This window comes from Micromonospora sp. NPDC051227 (assembly GCF_044455385.1).
In the GTDB taxonomy this organism is placed as follows: domain Bacteria; phylum Actinomycetota; class Actinomycetes; order Mycobacteriales; family Micromonosporaceae; genus Micromonospora.
In genome coordinates, this window is the sequence record NZ_JBITET010000006.1 from 151,299 (window position 1) to 171,250 (window position 19,952).

Below are 19,952 nucleotides of genomic sequence, written 5' to 3' on the forward strand. Positions count from 1 at the left end.
GTCAAGCCGCGGGATGCGGGTGTCGACGCCGTGGCGTCGACACCCGCATCACCAGCTCGGTAGCGCCGCACGGTCGAGCTTGCCAGACGCGGTGGTCGGAAGTTTAGGCACGATTCGGAACCGGGCCGGCACGAGATGCGACGGCACCAGTCTCCCGGCATACGACCTGAGTTCGGGCACCAAACTGGGCGGCGCGTCCGCGACGGGTACGACCCAGGCCATCAGGAAGCGGTCGCCCGCCTTGCCCGTCACGACGTCCACGGCGACGTCGCGGACCCGGTCGTTGCTGCGAAATACGGCCTCGACCTCCCCCAGTTCGATCCGGAAGCCACGGAGCTTCACCTGACGGTCGGTGCGGCCCAGGTACTCGAGCTCGCCGTCGGGCAGAAGACGCGCCAGATCGCCGGAGCGGTAACAGCGGAGTGCCCCTGTGGGGGTCTCGCAGCGGACGAACCTTTCCGCGGTGAGACCCGGACGGTTGAGGTAGCCCAGCGCCAGTCCGGTGCCGGACACGAAGATCTCCCCGACTTCACCAGCCGGTACGAGGTCACCCGCGACGTCGCGTAGTTCGATCACGGTGTGCGGCAGCGGACGTCCGATGGGCTGGCACACCTGTCCGGCCAGCACGGCGGTCCCGAGCACCTTGAACGTGGAGTGCACGGTCGCCTCAGTGATGCCGTACATGTTGACCACCGTCGGCGGGGACTCCAGCGCCGAGACGAATTGCCGGATCACCTCCAGGTCCACGCTCTCACCAGCGAAAACCAAGTATCGCAGCCGTAACGCTGGACGACCCGCATCCGTGTGCGCGAACGCGAGATAGCGGAACACAGTCGGCACCTGGTTGAGGATGGTGATCCGCTCGCGGACCAGGAACTCGACCAGTTCCTCCGGGGATTGGGCGGTGACACTCGGCACCACCACCGCCGTGGCGCCGGTCGCGAAGGCACTCCACAACTCCCAGACCGAGACGTCGAAGCTAGCCGAGTGGAACAGCGCCCAGCGATCCGTCGGCCCCACGTCGAACAGCGGCAGCGCGTGCCCCAGCAGTTCCAGGACACTCCCGTGGCTGACGACGCAACCCTTCGGCGGGCCGGTGGACCCCGAGGTGTAGATGACGTACGCGGGGTCGTCGGCGGCCACCTCCGGCCGATCCGCGAGGCCACCTTCCCTGCCCTGCCAGGGCGCCACCACCTCAAGATCACCGAGGCCGAGGCCCTTGGCCCGGTCGGCGTCCCCTACGAGGACGGTCATGCCGACATCGTCCGCGATGAAGCGTAGCCGTGCCGACGGGTAGGACGGGTCCAGTGGGACGTAGGCAGCACCGGTCTTGAGTATGCCTAGAATGCCGAGCGGCGTGGCGACGTCCCGCTCGGCCAGCAGGCCGACGTATTGTCCGCGGCCCACGCCCTTTGCCATCAGGCGAGCAGCCAGACGGTCGGAGGCGGCATCCAACTCAGCGTAGGTGAGCCAGCACGTGCCCTGAGTGACGGCGTCTGCCGCCGGCCGTCGGCCGGACACGGCGCTGACCAGATCCGCCAGGGAACTTGCCCTGCGGAGTGAATCGCTAGCCAGGGCCATCGTTCAGGTCCAGACCACGACGTTCGCGTCGTCCACCAAACCCATGAGGCAGGACAAAGTCGTACGGTTGCCCCTGTTCCGCTCCACTGCGTGCACATGCGCCGCATTGAAGACGTAGAGGTCACCGGGCGATAGATCGAGCCGGACGGACTGTATGTCCACCATCGTTGCGGGTGGGTAAGGGGCCCCGGCGTAGTACGAGCCGTGGCGTGTCCGGGTCTCGTCGTCGGGTTGGATGTTCCAGACGACCAGCCGCCCGCCATCGCCGTTCTCAAGGCAAAAGTTGACGCCGCAGGGCCGGTACTGGAGCACCTGCTGGATCTCGAAGTCGGCCTGGCCCGGCTCCCGGCATTGCGCGTAGTCCTCGTGCGGCAGCAGTGCGAAGTCCCCGACCGCGTCCCACGACCGGATGGTCGCGGGGCAGGCGACCCGCCCATCCTTTTCGGCGAGGCGGAACCGCACGCCCTGCCGCGCAAAGTACGAACGCAGATCATCCTGGAACCATCGCCACGGGCTGCCGGGGAAGTCGAGCGTCGCGTGCATCTCGGGTGCAACCTCGGCCGAATCGGCGAGGTACTGTTCCGTGGTCTTGTGGAAGTGGTACGTGCCCAGATAGTTGCCGGGTGCTTCGACATGCTCGCGACGTTTGTTCAATGGGCTGGCCCAGAACCGCTCCACGAGGCGGTTGAGCGCCTCGGCCGGGACCACGTCACGGAAGACGACGCCGAGGCGGCGTCCGCGGAGCACGTCCTCTACCACGCTCGGGTCAAATGCTTCTCTCTCCACAAAACGGAAGTAGTCGCTCGGTCCCTGCCATCCCGTCACGGGACCGAGCGGGACAGGGGTGTCTGTGGACAACATGCAATGGCCTACCTTCGCTCGAGGAGAGATGCCGCGCAGGCGCTCGTCACGGGCCCTGGCCCATCAGCGCCAACCCGGCGAGGGACGACCCTGCCGACGCCGGTGAGCAGCGACAGATCGATGTCGGCGACGCATCGGATCGGCACCCGGTTCAGAGTCAGATTTCCTTCGATGTGCACCTGGCCGGTGCCGCAGCCCCAGTCCGCGTCGCTGACGTCCGTGGCTTCACGGTCGACGACGACGCCAAGTTCGGTCGCACCATGCGGCCCGGAAAAGGCGATGAAGACCAAGCCCACCTCGTCGATCCGACGGCGTAGCTCGGAAAGCGCCGGATCGGGCCCGCCGATGCGAACCTGGTGCTCTCCGTTGGAGAGGCGGGTCACGAGGTCATCCATGATCTTCTCCTGGGGCTTGACGGTGTCCGGCTCGGCCCGCGTCCAGCGCGTCCCGAAGGACGGCCGCTACATGACATACACCGGGTTCTCGTAGCACCGAATAGTGGTCACCCGGCACCGATTCGATCCGAAGCGGCCCGTGGACCAGCGAGGAGATGGAGCTGCCCATCCGCGCCGTCTGCCCGCTGTCGTGCTGGTCGCCGAGCAGGAGCACGGCGCTGCCCGGGTATGGCTTGCCGTCGTAGGACGAGCCGGCCTTCATATTGCTGTCGTAGACCCGGAACATTCGCTCGAACTCGTCCTGAGCCCCGCTCATGATCTCGAGCTGCCGGTGCACACTGGCGAAGACGGCGCGCAACTGTTCTGCCGGATCGAGATCGACCAGTCCGTCAACTGCAAGCTCCTGCTGGGTGAGGTCGTAGAACCAGCCTTGAAGGCTCTCGAGGACCGTTGCAGGCGCGTCGAAGTCTGATGCGTCTGCGTCGACCAGAACCAGGCCGTCGACCCGGTGTCCGAGGAGCCGCATGCGTCGTGCCATCTCCACGGCGACCACCCCGCCCATCGACCACCCGCCGAGCACCAAGGGCTCGCCGCCGCACACCGCCAGCACAGCCTCGACGTACCGCCCGGCCATCTCCTCGATGGAGGCGAGTGGTGTCTGGCCAGCAGCGGTCCCCTGCGCCTGCAGGCCATAGACGGCCTGTTCGGCAGGCAGATAACGGAGGAGTTCGACGTAGCCGAGCAGATGCCCACCGACCGGATGCACGAGAAAGAGCGGCGGTCCAGCGGAGCTGCCCTGCCGCAACGTCACCAGCGGCGACCACGGAGTCTGTACGGACTGCTCGCGGACGCAGCGGGCGAGGCTCTCCACTGTGGCACTCTCGAAGAGAGTCGCCAGGGGCAGCCGGACCTCCAGTTCCCTGTCGATCTGCGCGAGGAGTTGCACCGCGAGCAAACTTCCCCCGCCGAGGGCGAAGAAGTCGTCCCAGACGCTGACTGTCGGAACGTCCAACAGCCCCTCGAACATTGCGGCCAACCTCAGCTCCAGCGGGTCGCGTGGCGTCACCGCCACCTGGTCCACTGCGACGTCCAGACGGGGAGTCGAAGCCAGGTCACGCCGGCTCACCTTGCCGTGCGGCGACAGCGGAAGCGCGGCGAGGAATGCAAACGTCGACGGCACCAGGTAGTGCGGCAGCACGCCGCGCAGGAACATGCGCAACTGCTGCCCGGTTACCGGTGTTCGCTCGTCGGCGACGACGTACGCGGCCAGGTGTCGCTCCCGGCCCTCGCCCTCCGCCGCGACACTGGCCTCGCGCACAGATGGGTGGCGCCGCAGCGCCACCTCTACCTCTTCCAGCTCGACACGCACGCCACGAATCTTGACTTGGTTGTCGCGCCGGCCGGCGAAGAGCAGGTTGCCGTCCGGCAGATATCTCGCCATGTCACCGGTGCGGAACATCCGATTTCCCGGCGTCTCGCTAAAGGGGTCCGGCAGGAAACGTTCGGCGGTGAGGCGCGGGGCGTGGAGGTATCCGTGGGCGATGCCGATGCCGCCGATGAAGACCTCACCCACGACCCCGTCCGGCACCGGCTCGAGGTTGCCGTCCAGGAGATACAGGGTGTTGTTGTCGACCGGCCGACCGATAGGCGCGTGTCCGTCCTCCCTCGGCTCTGGAGGAATGAGGTACACGGTCGAAAAGATCGCCGTTTCCGTCGGCCCGTACACGTAGAGCAGCGAGAGGTCCTTCAGATGGTTCCTGACCTCGTGCAGGAGACGCGCCGGTGCCGCCTCACCCCCTACCGAAATCCGCTCCAGTTCCAGGGGCTCGCCTGCTCGCAGCCGGTCCGCTAGCACCGAAAGGATAAAGACCGGGACGATCGTCACCTTAATCCGCTCCTGTTGGAGCCAGCTCACGAAGGCCTCGCCGTCCGTCCGCGTCTCCTCGGGAACCAAGTGCAGCGTGCCACCGAAAAGCAGTAGGGAGAAAGTCTCGTAGACCGACGCGTCGAAGCCGATGCTGCTCCAGAGACTGCCGGTTGTTCCCACCCCCACCGGGGCGCGTCGTTGGACGTCCATCATCAGGCTGACCGTGCCCCGGTGCGTACCGAGGACCCCTTTCGGGCGCCCGGTCGAGCCCGAGGTGTAGATAACGTATGCGCACTCTCGCGAATCAATACAGGGCAGGTCCCTGCTGTCCCCGGCCGGCGACCAGGTTGCACGGTCCTTGACATCAATCTGGCGTACCCCGTCAGGAAGCAGTGCAGCCAGCCGACGCTGTGTCAGCACAACCGAGAGCCCCGCATGTTCGACGATGACCCGGATGCGGTCCTGCGGATGCATGGTGTCGATGGGCACGTACGCCGCGCCCGCCTTCATGACCGCCAGGATCGACACCACAAGTTCCGCCGACCGATCAAGGTAGATACCCACTCGATCGCCCCTCCGCACACCAAGTGCCCACAGGTGGCGGGCCAGCAGGTCCGATCGCGAGTTCAGCTCGGCGTAGGTGAACCGCCGCTCCCCCCATTGGATCGCGGTGATTTCGGGGGTACGGCAGGCCTGGTCCACGAACAACTCGTGCAGGCACTTGCGGACCACAGGTCGTTCAGGACCGTTGCGCTGGGTCACCAGTTCCGTTCGCTCATCCGGCCCCAACAACGGCAGCTCCTTGATCCGCAGCTCCGGCCGATCCACGGCAGCCCGCAACAGCCGGGTCAGATGGCCCCCCATGCGTTCGATGCTGTCCGCGTCGAACAGGTCGGTGCGATACCCCAGTTCCACCTGCAGGCCGGTCGGATAGTCGGCGACGGTGAGACCCAGATCAAACTTTTCGGTTGTGTCCCGCAGCGGGATCTCCGTGACGTCGATGCCGGGCAACCGTAGGTATTCCTGGGCGTTGACCGCCATGCTGAACCCGACCTGGAATATCGGGTTGTGGTGTGCTGCGCGCTCGGGGCGCACCATGTCAACTACACGTTCGAAGGGCACATCTTGGTGCTCAAGCGCTCCCAGTGCCACCGAGCGGACTCTGCCGAGCATCTCCCGGAAAGATGGGTTTCCCCCGGTGTCGACCCTCATCACGAGGGTGTTCACGAAGTACCCGATGAGCCCCTCCGTGTCCAGGCTTGAACGGCCGGCGACAACGGTACCCACGACGATGTCGTCCTGCCCGCTGTACCGAGAGATCAGGGACTGAAAGGCGGCCAGGATGAACATAAAGGGGGTGACTCGTTCCTGGCGGCTGACCCGATGTACATCTGCCATGAGGGAAGCAGGCCAGGACAACGTGACGTGTTTGCCCCGATGGCTCGTCGTGGCTCGCCGGGGACGGGCGATCGGGAGGTTGAGCACCTCAGGTACGCCGTCGAGATGGCGTCGCCAGTAGTCGAGTTGGCGTCGATACTCGTCGCTCGTCAACCAGCGCTGCTGCCGGACGGCGTGGTCGCCGTACTGCAACCGCAGCGCCGGCAGCACCGCCGGCTGGCCGGCCAGCTCGGCGCTGTAGACCAGCGACAGTTCGCGCAGGAGTAGGTCGACAGACCAGCCGTCGATCACGATGTGATGGGTCTTCAGGAGGATCACGTGCTCGGTCCCACCCAGTTTGAACAGGTGGGTCGCCAGCATCGGACCGCGGGCCAGGTCGATGCCGCGGCCGGTCTCCTCGCGCAGGCGGCGGTCCACCGTCTCGGCCCGGGCCTGCTCGGTGAGCGCGCTGAGGTCCTCAACCTCCATCACTACCCGAGCCCCCGGCGCCACGCGCTGCACGGGCCCGCCTTCACTCTCGTGGAAGGTCGTTCGGAACGCCTCATGGCGTTCGATCAGGATGGTCAGCGCACGCCGTAACGCGGGAACGTCCAGCTGGCCGCAGAGTCGGTACGCAACGCAGATCAGGTACAGCGGGCTGCCGGGCTGAAGTCGCTCGATGAACCACAGCCCCTGCTGGCCACAGGTCAACGGATAGGCAGTCCGGTAGATTTCACCCGCACCGGTAGCCGCACCCCCACTGTTGTCGACTGCCTGGAGCCGGTTGAGGAGTAGTCGCCGACGCTGGGCCGCCGTCCGTCGGTTCACGGCCGTCATGCGACCGGAAGCTCTTGTTCGAGGCTCGCGAGCACCTGCCGCAGCCGGTCCCGGTCCGCATCCGTCATGAGCTGCTCGACCTCTTTCGACAATTGCGTCAGGGTGGCGGCTTCCAACAGGACCGTGACCGGCAGGCGTACGCCCAGCAGCGCTTCGATCCGCGATCTGACCCGCATGGTCAGCAGGGAGAAACCACCGAGTTCGAAGAAATCGTCGTCCGGGCCCACCTCGGTCAACTCCAGCACGTCGCACCAGATCGCAGCAAGCACCTCCGCAACGGCAGTGAGATCGGCGGGCTCGTCCTCCGGGGCGGACCCGCCAGGCGCCGATCCCGGCTCGAGGTCGTGGATCCCCTGGATGTTGAGGCCGGTCTCCGTCCGTCGAGCCATCCGCCCAGTGCGGAGCAGCAGTGCTCGGGGATCGTCCGCGAACGGATCCGGTGTCAAGGCGTCCGCCGACGCGTGGTCGACGCCGAGCACAAGACCGCCCAAATAGAGCTCCCCCGCCACGCCAACCGGCACCGGCCGCAGCGCCCTGTCGAGGACGTACGTTGGGAGAACGGAAGGCAGAGCATGGTCCTTCCTCAGCCCTGGGAGTAACCGGTCCACGTACACAGCGAACTGCTCGACAGGCAGCATTGTCGCCACCAGGGAAGAACCCCTCGTTTCCTCCGGGTGATATAGCGGGAGCGCCGCGACCGGCACGTCCGGTTGCGACACGATCTCCTTCAGAAGGGTCAGCCACTGCCGGAGCAGGCGCTCGGCTGTTGTCGGCAGGAAGAACTCGCTCCGGTACCACATAGTCGCCTCGAAACCTGTCTCCCGTTCGGCGACCACGAGGCTCAGGTCAAACTTGGAGGTGGTGCTATCGAACGGCAGGCGCTTCACCCTCAGACCCGGCGCGTCGGCCTGCTCCTCTGCACGCCGCTCCAGCACGAACAGACTCTGGAACAGCTGCGCGGCCGCTCCCTGACGGTCCGGTCGGACCAGCTCCACCACTTTCTCGAACGGCAGCTCCTGGTTGTCGTACGCCTTCAGTGTCGTGTCACGTACCTGGCGGAGGACAGCGCGGAAGGCGGGGTCGTCATTGACGCGGGTTCGGATGACGAGGGTGTTAACGAAGAAGCCGAGGAGACGCTCGGTGTCCGGATGGCTGCGGTTGTTGACGGGTGTGCCGACCACAACGTCGTCGCGGCCGGAGACCCGCGACAGCAGGACCTGGAACGCCGCGAGCAGCGTCATGAACAATGTTGAGCTTTCCGCCCCCGCCAACGATTTCAACTGCTGTACCAACTCGGAAGGTACTGCGAACGAAACCGTCCTTCCCTCGGCCTCCCGGCCCCGTCGCCGGGGACGGTCGAGCGGGACATCGGGTTCGAATGGCAGGTCGGCGAGTTGCGTACGCCAGTATGCCGACTGCCGTTCCAGGAGCCCACCCCGCAGCACCTGGCGCTGCCATTGTGCGTAGTCGGCGTACTGCACGGTCAACGCTGGAAGATCCGGTTCGGCATGTCGCAGGTAGGCCCGGTAACAGTGCCATAATTCGTCGGCGAGGATCGCCTCGGACCAAGCGTCGGTGACGATGTGGTGCTGCGCGAGCAAAAGGACGTGCTCGCGGGCGGCCAGCCGAAGCAGGGTGGCTCGCAGCATCGGGCCGGTGGCTAGGTCGAACGGAGTCCGCTCTGCCGATCCGATGCACCTGGTCACCTCGGCTGAACGCCTTTCGGGCGGTAGTGCGGAGAGGTCGCGCACCTGGATGGTCCACCTCGTTGGCGCTGGCTGCACCACCTGCCGAGGCTCTCCGTCCATCGACACCAAGGCGGTTCGGAGAACCTCGTGCCGCGCGATGAGGGCAAGGAAGCTTCGCTCGAGTGCCTCCACGTGCAGGGCACCCGCCAGGTGCAGCACGTCGAGGACGTTGTACACCGCGCTCTCAGGATCTACCTGCTGCAGGAACCAGAGACGCTCCTGAGCGAACGAGAGCGGCAGCGGCGTTCCGTCCCGGGGCACCGCGTCGATCGGCGTCGACGCGTGCCCGGTTTGCTCGCGCACGATCGCCTCGACATATTTGGCCAGCGCGGCGACGGTCTGGTGGTCGTATACGCTCCGGACGGGGACCTCGACGTGGAGGGCCGACTGGATCCGCATGGACACTCGGGTTGCCAGCAGAGAGTGGCCACCCACCTGGAAGAAGTCGTCGTGCAGCCCGATGTCGGAGCGGTGCAGCAGGTTGGCCCAGATGCCGGAGATGATTTCCTCGACCGGAGTGGCCCCGGACAGAGCGGGCATGACCTCCGCGACGGGCGCTGGGGCGGGGAGCCGGGCACGGTCCACCTTGCCGTTGGCGTTGAGCGGCATCGAGTCGAGCACGGCCACGCTGGCGGGCACCATGAACCTAGGGAGGCGGGCCGCGAGGTGCGCCCGCAGTTCGGCGACCAGCCGGACGGCGTCCACCGATTCCCCATGCATGGAGACGTACGCGGCCAACTGCCTCTCGCCGCCTTGGGCGCCCGTCGCCACGACCACCGCGTCATCGACGTCCGCGTGGCCACGCAGGGCAGACTCGACCTCACCGAGCTCGATCCGGAAGCCGCGGACCTTCACCTGGTTGTCGATACGCCCGAGGATCTCGATAGTACCGTCCGGGCGGTAGCAGGTCAGATCGCCGGTCCGATACATCCGCGTCCCCGGCGTGGGGCTGAAGGGGTCGGGTACGAACCGTTCCGCGGTGATTGCGGGCTTACCGTAGTATCCGAGCCCCACGCCGAGGCCCGCGATGAACAGCTCGCCGGGCACTCCGACCGGGACGGGCCGCATGGCGGGGTTCAAGATGTACAGCCGGGTGTTGGCGAGGGGACGTCCGATCGGCACCACACCGTTGACGTCGTCGCCGACGTCTCCGCTGGTGAAGTTGGAGTTGTCAATGGCGGCCTCGGTGAGGCCGTACGTGCCGACCAGGCGCGTCGACGGCGGACACAGCGACCTCGCCCTGAGGTAGTCCCGTACCGTCCAGGCGTCTCCACCGGCCATCAGAAGATTCATCGACGACAGCGACTCGCCGGTTTCCTCGAGATGGTCCAGCAAAACGCTGAGCAGCGGGGGGATGAACTCCGCGCTCGTGACGCCCTCCCGGTCAATCAACTCGGCCAGGCGTCTCGGCGACAGCGCGACCTCGCGAGGACAGAGAACGAGGGTTCCTCCGGTGAAGAGGGCACGCATGAGGTCCGCGATAAAAAGGTCAAAGGCGAAGCTCGCCATCTGCAGATGTGCTCGCAGTGTGTTTCGGAGATCGTAGGCCCGGTCGAAGTGGTTGAAGTAGTTGGCGAAGTTGGCGTGCGTGAGCATGGCGCACTTCGGCGCGCCGGTGGACCCCGAAGTGTAGATCATGCAGGCGATGTGGTCGGGAGTGATGCTGCGTTCGGGAGGGGTGTCCGGCTCTTCCTCGATCGTCGGGTCCGTGTCAATCACGAGTTGGGCGATGCCGTGCGGAGGCACCGCGCCAACACTCAAGGATCGAGTGATGAGCAGGGAGCATTCGGAGTCGGCAAGCATGTACGCCAGCCGGTCCGGCGGGTAGTGCGGGTCGAGCGCCACGAAACATGAACCCGCCTTCAGTGCGGCGAGCAGCGCCACAACGGAGTCGATCGACCGCTCGAGGCAGATGCCCACCCGCGTGTCGGCACCGGTCAGCCGGCGGCGGATCGCGTGGGCCAGCTTGTTGCTGTAGCACTCCAGCGCGTGGAAGGTGACGCGCTCGTCACCCAGGACCACCGCGACCGCGTTCGGGGTACGCCGGACCTGATCCTCAAACAGGTCGACAAGCACGTGCCGGTCGAGGCCGGGCACCGTCGTGTCATTCCACTCGTCAAGAACCCGGTGCCGCTCGGCGTCGGTGAGGACGTCGATGGAGGAAACGGGGACGTCCGGATCGGCAACCATCGCCGTCAGCACGCTTACGAAGTGCCCCGCGAAACGCTGGATCGTCTCCTCGTCGAACAGGTCGAGGCTGTACTCGAACTCGCCGTGGAATCTACCCGCTGTCTGCACGATGTCGAGGCTCAACGGGAACTTGGTCGTATCGCGTTCCACGTGGAGCTGCTCCACAGAGAGCCCGGGGAGATCGATCGCGCCGGTCAGGTCCTCGCTCAGCAGGCTCAGCGTCACGTCCACCAGCGGCGTGTACGTGGATTCGCGCTCGGGGGCGACGGCCTTGACTACCTCGTGGAAGGGCACATCCATATGTTCGAAGGCACCCAGCATGGTGTGCTGCACCCGGCTGAGCAGCTCGCGGATGGTGGGCTCACCGGTCAAGTCCGCCCGGATGGACAGCGTGTTCACGAACAGGCCAATCAACGGGTCCAGCTCCGCAGCCGGACGAGCCAGCACGGGTACGCCGACGACGAAGTCCCGCTGGTTGCTGTAATGGGACAGCAGGGCCTGAAACGCGGTCATCATCACCGCGAAGAGCGTGGCCTGACTCTGCCTGGCCAGGGCGGACAACCCGTCGACAAGAGCATCGTCGATGCTGAATCGGACGTGACCGCCGCACGTCGTCGGTGCACCGGGGCGGGGCCGGTCGGTGGGCAGTTGCAGGCCGTGCCCCAAGTCCGCGAGCTGCGCCTGCCAGTACTCAAGCCCCGGTTTCCACGTCCCGCTCAGCTGCTCGCGCGCGAAATCGGTGTACTGGAGCGGAAGACGCGGCAGACTTGGCTGACGACGCTCCAGGAAGTCGCGGTACAACGCCTGCATCTCGCCGAGAAGAATCGCCTGGGACGCCCCGTCGAAGGCGATGTGGTGTATGCAGACGACAAGGACGTGGTCGTCCAGGGCCATCCGCAGCAGAGACACCCGCAGCACCGGCCCAGTCAGCAGGTCGAAGGGATGGTTAGCCTCGTCGTACAGCCATCGTCGGAGTTCGGTCTCCCGGTCGGCGGCCGTGAGATGGGCAAGGTCGACAGGCACGAGAGCTACGTCGTCTGCGGGTGAGACGAGCTGGATCGGCACACCGTCCCGCTCTGGATAGCTGGTGCGAAGAACGTCGTGCCGCCGGATCAGCTCGCGCAGCGCAGCCCGGAGGGCTGTGACGTCGAGTGCGCCCCGCAGCCGCAGGGCGATCGGCACGTTGTACACGGCATTGCCCGGCTGTAGTCGATCATGCAGCCATAATTGCAACTGGGCCGGCGAGAGGGAGTGCGGGCTCGAACTCCTGCCATCCGATATCATGCGTATCCCTCCGTGCCATCTGAGCGCTCCAAAAGCGAGCAGATCCCACTCGCTCTCAACTTGTCGAGGCCGCACGCATCGGGCCAGGGCAGGAGAGCGGAAGCCATCAACGAGCGACCGATGAATGGCGAGGGAATCACCACTCTGGACATCGGAACGGACGCCTGGGGCCTCAGCACGGAATCATTGCCGACGGAGGCCGGGATCCGAATCCAATCATTCCTCGCTTCAGTCGGCGATGACTAGGTCCGGCATAAATGGCCAGAAAGAAACTTCTACATCTTAAACCGCCAATGCCAGTCATCGCAACCCCCGTCGCTGCATTAGCCATGGCCGCAATCTTGGTCACGCATACTAGGCGCTCGAGCGAGACCTCTGCAAGACCGGCGCCATCCAGGCATCCCTATTAGACGGCTTGGAAGCCGTCGCCGACAAGTGGCGGGAGAGGTGACTTCAGGAGACAGGGACGGGGCTGGCACGCTACCGTCAGTCGTGGTAGCGTGCCTGCCAAGTTGGAGCACCGGTCATCGACGGCGGTTTACATGCAAATTTGGTTCTATGATTGTCCATAGAAGTCTTGTTCTTGCGAACAATCATTCTGCAGATGCCATGAACAACGGCGTCGTAGCGACCCTGACACCCGGTCGCAGTACCTCATGTTCTCAATAGAAACGATGTGGCAGCCACGAGCGCGGGGGCGTATCTGTTGGATAGCGGCGGGCATTCGACTCCGAAAAATCTCGTCAAACTCTTTCAAGAAATGGTTGGGAGACAACCGGACCGGCCAGCGGTCAGCGACGACGTACGCACTCTGACATATGGGGAGCTCGATAAACGCTCCGACGCGGTCGCGAGTCATCTCCGCCAGCGCGGGGTGGAGCTCGAGGATCGGGTGGGGGTGTACCTGGAACGCGGCGTGGACCTGTTCGTAGGCATTCTCGGCGTCGTCAAGGCCGGGGCCAGCTATGTCGCGATCGACGCACGGTATCCCGACGCCCGCCGCGACCTGATGATCCAGGACAGCCGCGCGAAGACCATCATCACCGAGCCCACCTGGGCCGGGCGTCTGGCCGGGCTACCCACCGAGCTGGTCACTCTCGGCGACCTGGCAAGGGCGGCACCCGAGAGGGAAGCGACAACGACACGCATCGCCCCCTCCACGGCAGCGTGCGTCCTGTTCACCTCCGGCTCGACCCGCGGCCCGAAGGCGATCGTCCTCGAACACCGAAACCTGGTGTCCTTCGCCTGCAACAGCGCGATTCCGGCACTGATGCCAGAGGATCGGGTCGGCCAGATCTCCAGCATCTCGTTCGACGCCTTTCATTTTGAGATTTGGACCGCGCTGGCGCACGGTGCCCAGGTCGTCATCCTTCCTCCCGTGCGCGAACTGCTGGCTGCCGACTTCCGGCGGCAGATGAAGCGCTACGGCATCACAGCCATGCTCGTGCCCACGATGGTGGTGAACCACGTCGTACGCGAGGACCGTGACGCATTTGCCGAGCTAAGGATCCTACAGGTTGGCGGTGACGTCATCCTGCCCTCCACCTGCCGGGAGGTTCTGAACGGCGAATTCCGAGGCGGACTCTACAACCTGTATGGTCCCGCTGAGGCCACTACGGCGTGCACCGTGCACCCGGTGTCCCTAGCGGACACCCTGGAGGGCTCGGTTCCAATCGGTCGGCCGCTCGTTGGCGTGACCGTCCACGTGCTCTCGCCTGAGCTCGTGCCGGTTCCGGTCGGCGAGGTAGGAGAGATGTTCCTCGCCGGACCGGGAGTGGCACGGGGATATCAGGACCAGCCGGAACTCACCGCCGAACGGTTCCTGACGTTGACCCTCCCCGGCGCGGGTGCCCCCACCAGGGTATACCGCACCGGTGACCTCGCACGGTGCAGACCCGACGGAGTACTGGAGTTCGTTGGCCGAGTGGACAGCCAGGTGAAGATCCGTGGCTATCGGGTCGAGCCGGGCGAAGTCGAGCGTGCCCTGCGCCGTCATCCAGGCGTCCACGACGCTGTGGTGCTGCCGGACGGCGACAGCCAAGATCGACGTCTCGTGGCCTTCGTGGTGCTCGACGGCGAACTAACCATGGCTCAGCTGCGGAGGGACATCGAGTCCCAACTACCGGACTTCATGGTCCCTAGCCAGATCGTCACCGTACGAAAGATCCCGGCCAGCCATCACGGCAAGCGGGACCTCGGCGCTCTGCGGGAACTCCTCGCGGTCGAGCGGGAGCGCCGGAATCGGCATGCCCCTGCCCGCACCGACACGGAGCGCTATCTGGTGGCGCTGTGGGAGGACCTGCTCGGCGTCGAAGACATCAGCCGCACCGACGACTTCTTCCAGATGGGTGGCCACTCCATGCTGGCGTTCCGGATGCAGCGACGCATTCAGCAAGACCTGCGCACCAAGGTTCCGTTCCCGGTCCTGCTCAGCAACATCCGTCTCGCCAGCCTGGCGTCCGTCGTTGACGGGTTGCGAGAGAACCGGCCGTGATGACCAACTCCGGTCCCGATCTCACGGACGTCGAACTCTTCGTCCGCAACGAACACCACCGCACGTTCGCGGAAATGCGCCGCTCGAGCCCGATTTACTGGAACGAGGGCGCGGATGGCAACAACTTCTGGGCGTTGACCACGTATGACGACGTGGTCTGGGCCTACCGCAACCACGAGCTGTTCAGCTCCGCCCGTGGCGCCATCGTCGGAGGTTCCTTCCGCAGCCGGGACGACACGGCTGCAGGGAGCATGCTGGTTGCTGCGGACCTGCCCCGGCACCGTCTGTTGAAACAACAGATCCTTCCCGCCTTCTCAGCGGCTGCGCTGCACCGTGTCTCGGTCCAGGTGTCGTTGCTCATCGACCGGGCGGTAGATAAGCTGCTCGCCGAAGGCGGGGGCGACTTTGCTACCGAGGTCGCCGCCGAGCTGCCCGCCGGGGCGCTCATGGCAGTGTTTGGTATCGGATACGACGATGCGCACGCCCTCATTTCCCTTACCCGCCGCATGATGGGGTACCGCGACGAACAGTTCGTCGACACGGGAACCGACGGCTCTCTACGCCTCGCCTGGTTGCAGGCCGAGATCTTCGACTTCTTCGCCAACGTCGCCGCCGCTCGGCGGCGGAACCCGGGAGACGACCTCGTCAGCCTACTCCTCGGCGGAAAGGTCAACAATAGACCCCTCAGCGAGGAAGAGGTCTTTTACAACTGCCTCAACGTCGCGGTGGGCGGAAACGAAACGTCTTCCTACACAGTCTGTTCCGGCCTCGTCGCGCTAATCGAGAACCCCGACCAGTTCGACCGCCTTGCGGCCAACGCCGATTTACTGGACAGTGCGCTGAACGAGATCCTCCGATGGAGTTCGACCAACAGCTATGTCCAACGTGTGGCTACCCGAGACGTCATACGCAACGGCGTCGTAATCGGCTCCGGAGACTCCGTAACGCTCTGGAACGTGTCGGCCAACCGGGACGAGAACCAGTTCCCCGATGCGGAGCTCTTCGACGTGGGCCGGAACCCAAACCGGCACGTCACCTACGGAGTCGGAATCCACCGTTGCATGGGCGCTCCGGTGGCGCAAATCGAGATGTCACACCTCTTCCGGCGGCTCTTGGCCGCGGGAGTCCGGTTGGAACTCGCCGGTCCGCTACGCCGGCTCCGGTCCAACTTCATCCTCGGCATCACGCGCCTGCCGATTAAGATCGTCTAGTCGATCGGAGCGAGGATCATCGCTACTGGTCGATACATCACAGGCGATTCGCGTCGAGCGAAACGGGCCGCAGCAAGTGAGACCGACCACCCTGCGCTACCGGGTTTGACCGACGGTCAGATCAAGGCCAATGGGATCTGGAGCCAGCCACTGGCGAGAACCCCGGTTACCGAGTGACAAATCAAGCCGCCCGCCTGCCGGACCACAGCTGCCGGTTTCAATTCGGCAGCTGGCGGCATCCGGCTATGGCAAGGAGGAAACAGATGGAGCCAGTGACCACTGTACGACGAGTCAGGTTCTTCGACACCACACTCCGTGACGGTGAACAGGCCCCCGGCAATGCCATGACGCCGGACCAGAAGCTGCACATGGCCCTGCGGCTGGAGGCGCTGGGCGTCGACTGTGTCGAGGCGGGATTTCCCGCGTCATCGCCAAGCGACTTCGAAGCCACCCGCCACATCTCGCGAAACCTCAGCCGAGCACGGTTCGCGACCTTCTCCCGCACAAGCAGGCAGGACGTGGACGTTGCCGTGGAAGCAGGCGGCGTGAACAACCACGAGGTACAGATGGTGGCCACGGGCAGCGACATCCACCTGCGGCACAAGCGCGGCATTGGCCGCCAGCAGGCGATCGCAGAGGTGACGGACACTGTTGCCCACGCCTCCGCCCTAGGAATCCATCACATCTCGGTGGGCATCGAAGACGCCAGCCGCGGCGAGGACGATCTGCTGCATGCACTCACCGAGTCCGCGTTGGAGGCGGGCGCGGACTGCATCATCTTGGCCGACACGACCGGATGCATGACACCGGACGAGTACGGCGAGTTGGTGGCCAAGGTGCGCCGCTGGGCGCCGCCACCCGTCCGAGTCTCCACGCACTGCCACGACGACTTCGGCCTTTCCCTGGCCAACGCCCTCGCTGGTTTGTTGGCCGGAGCCGACGAGGTACAGGTGACACTGGGCGGCATCGGGGAACGCGCGGGAAACACGCCTCTGGAGGAGCTGGCCGCGCTCCTCGCCTACAAGGGTGAAACCCTCTGTCTCCGCACTACCATCGAGCTGACGTCGATGTACGAGACGTACACGGTTCTCCGGAAGATGATCAATCTTGAGGAGCCCCGCAACAAACCGATTTTTGGCAGGTACGCGTTCGGCACCGCCGCCGGAATTCACCAGCAGGGCATGCTGAGCAATCCAGCGACCTACGAATTCGTCGAGCCCGCACGCTTCGGCCGGCAGCGGTCCCTTCTCGTCGGCCGGCACTCGGGGAGGGCGATCCTGCGTCACCTCCTGCAGGAAATCGGTGTCGAGGTCGATGAGGAGCAGCTCAACGCGCTCTACCAGCGGCACATCGCCGATCGGGTCGGCAGTGACAGCGAAGATCTGGCTGCCGTACGGCGGCGGCTCCAAGGCGAGCTGCTGAGTTCGGGCACGACCACCAGGACCCCCGCCTGACCGCACCTTTCGTCGCCGGCGAATCGCCACAGCCCTTCAGGAGAATTTTTCATGAAACCGATGCACCATCTCTCCGCCGAGGACAGCGCGGCCCTGCATTCAGCCCTCGGTGAGGTCAAGGGCGACCCCTATCGCGACCGCGCGACCTTCTCCCGCTCGGTGGCAGCCCTCATCGCCGGAGGCCAGCTCCCGACGGCATTCGGTGAGGCCTGCGCTGCGATCCGGGCCGAACGAGAGTCCGGCCAATCCCTCGCCCACGTCATCCGAAACTGCCCGGTCGACTCTGACCTGCCCACGCTCGACCACGACGATCCCGTCAGCGACAAACGCGCACGGAAGAAGACGTTCATCGGCGAAGCACTGCTGGAACTGTTCGCGCAGTTGGTAAAGACGCCGTTGCTGGCCTACGCCAGGCGCTTCAACGGGGACTTCTATACGGACGTCGTGGCAATCAACCGGTACAGCGGAAAACAGACGGGCTTCAGCGACGGTGAACTCGTCTACCACAACGACCGGACGGCGCATTCGGTCCGGGCGGACTTCATCACTTTGCTCGGCATGGTCTGCCCGGATGAGGACCTCGTCTACACCGGTTTCGTCGACGGCCGAACGATCCTGGCTCACCTCTCGGCCGCGGAACAGACCGCCCTACGTCAACCGTGGTTCGTGACCCCCTTCGACGTGTTGTCCAAGGACAACAACAAGGGCCTGATCGTATCCGAAACGCACTCCATTCTCGAGAACGAATACAGCCTGCGCTACCTCGACACGCACACGACGGTGGCCCCGCAGTGCCCGCCGGAAGCCAAAGACGCACTGCTCGCGTTCAAGAACGCCCTGGCTCGCGCCGAAAAGACCCGTCACCGCATCCTCACCGGCGATCTCTTCAGCTTCGCTAATCAGGACGGCCTACATAATCGGGAAAAGATCGACGTCAGGAGCCCCGAGCGTGCCCGTGGCCGCTGGCTCCTCAAGACGTACGCCTTCCGCGACCGGGCCGGCGCGGCGTGCCACTCAAGTCGATGGGTGACCGGAGTGGAAGGGCTCGTGGACGACTGAGAGGCATGTCGGGCGGCAGCCGACGATCGTCCGTGAAGTTTGCTGGCCAGTGGCCGGAGCCGTCTTTCGGAGTCGGTCCTGGGGGCGATGCCAGACTCGGCCGTGTATCAGTCGCGCCGGATGCGAGCGGGGCTTCGGAGCGGCATGGGTTACCGGGAAGATCCGGATGAGGGGGGTGCCGAAATCGATGGGCAGAACACTCGCGGAGAAGATCTGGGTGGATCACGTTGTGCGGGCGATGGGCGGCGCGGAGGACCTCCTGTACGTCGATCTTCAACTGTTGCACGAAGTCAACACCCCGCAGGCGTTCGACGACCTCCGAGCAGCCGGCCGGGCCGTCCGTCGTCCTGACCTGACCCTGGCCACCGAGGACCACAATACGCCGACGGTCTCCGTCGAGAAACTGATCCGAGACCCCGCAGGACGGCGTCAAACGACGCTTCTCCGCCGGAACTGCCAGGATTTCGGGATCCCGTTGCATCGACTGGGTGATCCTCGACAGGGCATCGTCCACGTGATCGGCCCGGAACTCGGGCTCGTCCGGCCCGGTATGATGATCGTCTGTTGCGACTCGCACACGACCACTCTGGGTGCGTTCGGCACCCTCGCGATGGGCATCGGCACCGCGCAGGTCGAGCACGTCCTGGCCACGCAGACCCTTCGACTTGCGCGACCGCTCGACATGAGGGTCACCATCGACGGCACTTTGCCCGAGGGAGTCACAGCGAAGGACCTAGCGCTGGCCCTGCTCGCCAGGATCGGCACCGGTGGCGGCCAGGGCCACGTCATCGAGTACCGGGGCGAAGCCGTCTCCGCGTTGTCGATGGAGGGGCGGATGACGCTCTGCAACATGTCCGTCGAGGCTGGGTCGCGGGCCGGCATGGTGGCGCCCGATCAGATCGCCTTCGACTACTTGCGCTGCCGACCCGGTATGCCGCAGGGGGCGGCATGGGAGGAGGAGGTCGCCTACTGGGCAAACCTGTACTCAGACCCGGACGCCCGATTCCACAAGGAAGTGTCGATCGCCGCGAACACGGTCGAGCCGTACGTGTCGTGGGGAACGAACCCGGCGCAGAGCGTCCCGCTGAGTGGGGCCGTACCGGACCCGGACGACATGCTCGACGCCGCCGAAAGGGCGGCGGCTATTCGGGCACTTAACTACATGGGTCTCAGGCCAGGCATGCACATGCAGGACATCGCCATCGACACCGTGTTTGTCGGATCATGCACAAACGGCCGCATCGAGGATCTCCGCGCGGCGGCCGAGGTTCTCCAAGGACGCCGGATCGCCGGAGGCGTCCAGATGTTGGTCGTCCCCGGTTCCGCAGCCGTCCGCGAACAGGCGGTCAGAGAAGGGATCGATGAGATCTTTGCATCGGCAGGCGTCGACTTCCGGCCGGCCGCCGGATGCTCCATGTGCGCCGCCCTGAACGAGGACCGCCTGCGCCCGGGCCAGCGAGCCGCTTCCACGAGCAACCGCAACTTCGAGGGACGTCAAGGGCGAGGAGCACGAACTCACCTTGTCTCACCAGCGGTGGCCGCTGCCTCGGCGGTGGCCGGCCGGCTGGCCGCTATCACCGATATCTAGTAGGCA

At 65.4% G+C, this 19,952-nt stretch carries 10 protein-coding genes; 5 read left to right on the top strand and 5 right to left on the bottom strand.

Annotated elements, in window-relative coordinates; genetic code table 11:
• Nucleotides 1–48 precede the first annotated feature (48 nt).
• Genes ACIA47_RS17505 through ACIA47_RS17525 form a run of 5 tightly spaced genes read right to left on the bottom strand, consistent with a single transcriptional unit; the run spans nucleotide 49 to nucleotide 12,140 of the window.
• Complete coding sequence (locus tag ACIA47_RS17505) at nucleotides 49–1,581, bottom strand: amino acid adenylation domain-containing protein (protein WP_396709047.1); 1,533 nt, start codon at nucleotides 1,579–1,581, stop codon at nucleotides 49–51.
• 3 nt (nucleotides 1,582–1,584) lie between these two features.
• Nucleotides 1,585–2,406 (bottom strand): hypothetical protein, encoded by an 822-nt coding sequence (locus ACIA47_RS17510; protein WP_396709049.1) that lies wholly within the window; start codon nucleotides 2,404–2,406, stop codon nucleotides 1,585–1,587.
• A gap of 44 nt (nucleotides 2,407–2,450) precedes the next feature.
• Nucleotides 2,451–2,837: a hypothetical protein gene (locus ACIA47_RS17515; RefSeq protein ID WP_396709051.1), complete on the bottom strand. Its 387-nt coding sequence runs from the start codon at nucleotides 2,835–2,837 to the stop codon at nucleotides 2,451–2,453.
• A complete protein-coding gene (locus tag ACIA47_RS17520; protein ID WP_396709053.1) occupies nucleotides 2,830–6,918 on the bottom strand; it encodes an amino acid adenylation domain-containing protein in 4,089 nt (1,362 codons plus the stop codon). The genes ACIA47_RS17515 and ACIA47_RS17520 overlap by 8 nt, the downstream gene beginning before the upstream one ends.
• On the bottom strand, nucleotides 6,915–12,140 hold the full coding sequence (locus ACIA47_RS17525) for an amino acid adenylation domain-containing protein (protein WP_396709055.1): 5,226 nt from the start codon (nucleotides 12,138–12,140) through the stop codon (nucleotides 6,915–6,917). The genes ACIA47_RS17520 and ACIA47_RS17525 overlap by 4 nt, the downstream gene beginning before the upstream one ends.
• 760 nt (nucleotides 12,141–12,900) lie before the next feature.
• Here ACIA47_RS17525 and ACIA47_RS17530 point away from each other — a divergent pair.
• The 5 genes from ACIA47_RS17530 (at nucleotide 12,901) to leuC (ending at nucleotide 19,946) form a co-directional block, all read left to right on the top strand.
• Nucleotides 12,901–14,634, top strand: coding sequence for a non-ribosomal peptide synthetase (locus ACIA47_RS17530; RefSeq protein ID WP_396709350.1), 1,734 nt, complete (start codon nucleotides 12,901–12,903; stop codon nucleotides 14,632–14,634).
• A complete protein-coding gene (locus tag ACIA47_RS17535; protein ID WP_396709352.1) occupies nucleotides 14,634–15,845 on the top strand; it encodes a cytochrome P450 in 1,212 nt (403 codons plus the stop codon). The genes ACIA47_RS17530 and ACIA47_RS17535 overlap by 1 nt, the downstream gene beginning before the upstream one ends.
• A 263-nt stretch (nucleotides 15,846–16,108) precedes the next feature.
• Entirely contained in the window at nucleotides 16,109–17,299 is a 1,191-nt protein-coding gene (locus ACIA47_RS17540; protein ID WP_396709057.1) for a LeuA family protein, read from the top strand.
• A 51-nt stretch (nucleotides 17,300–17,350) separates the two neighbouring features.
• A complete protein-coding gene (locus tag ACIA47_RS17545; RefSeq protein ID WP_396709059.1) occupies nucleotides 17,351–18,358 on the top strand; it encodes a TauD/TfdA family dioxygenase in 1,008 nt (335 codons plus the stop codon).
• A 187-nt stretch (nucleotides 18,359–18,545) separates the two neighbouring features.
• Nucleotides 18,546–19,946: a 3-isopropylmalate dehydratase large subunit gene (gene leuC / locus ACIA47_RS17550; RefSeq protein WP_396709061.1), complete on the top strand. Its 1,401-nt coding sequence runs from the start codon at nucleotides 18,546–18,548 to the stop codon at nucleotides 19,944–19,946.
• Nucleotides 19,947–19,952 lie beyond the last annotated feature (6 nt).

Excerpts from the sequence above, each read along its gene's own strand:
- ACIA47_RS17540 (WP_396709057.1), top strand. The coding sequence starts at position 16,109 with ATGGAGCCAGTGACCACTGTACGACGAGTCAGGTTCTTCGACACCACA.
- ACIA47_RS17530 (WP_396709350.1), top strand. The coding sequence starts at position 12,901 with ATGGTTGGGAGACAACCGGACCGGCCAGCGGTCAGCGACGACGTACGC.
- ACIA47_RS17505 (WP_396709047.1), bottom strand. The coding sequence starts at position 1,581 with ATGGCCCTGGCTAGCGATTCACTCCGCAGGGCAAGTTCCCTGGCGGAT.
- ACIA47_RS17535 (WP_396709352.1), top strand. The coding sequence starts at position 14,634 with ATGACCAACTCCGGTCCCGATCTCACGGACGTCGAACTCTTCGTCCGC.
- ACIA47_RS17520 (WP_396709053.1), bottom strand. The coding sequence starts at position 6,918 with ATGACGGCCGTGAACCGACGGACGGCGGCCCAGCGTCGGCGACTACTC.
- ACIA47_RS17525 (WP_396709055.1), bottom strand. The coding sequence starts at position 12,140 with ATGATATCGGATGGCAGGAGTTCGAGCCCGCACTCCCTCTCGCCGGCC.
- ACIA47_RS17545 (WP_396709059.1), top strand. The coding sequence starts at position 17,351 with ATGAAACCGATGCACCATCTCTCCGCCGAGGACAGCGCGGCCCTGCAT.
- leuC (WP_396709061.1), top strand. The coding sequence starts at position 18,546 with ATGGGCAGAACACTCGCGGAGAAGATCTGGGTGGATCACGTTGTGCGG.
- ACIA47_RS17515 (WP_396709051.1), bottom strand. The coding sequence starts at position 2,837 with ATGGATGACCTCGTGACCCGCCTCTCCAACGGAGAGCACCAGGTTCGC.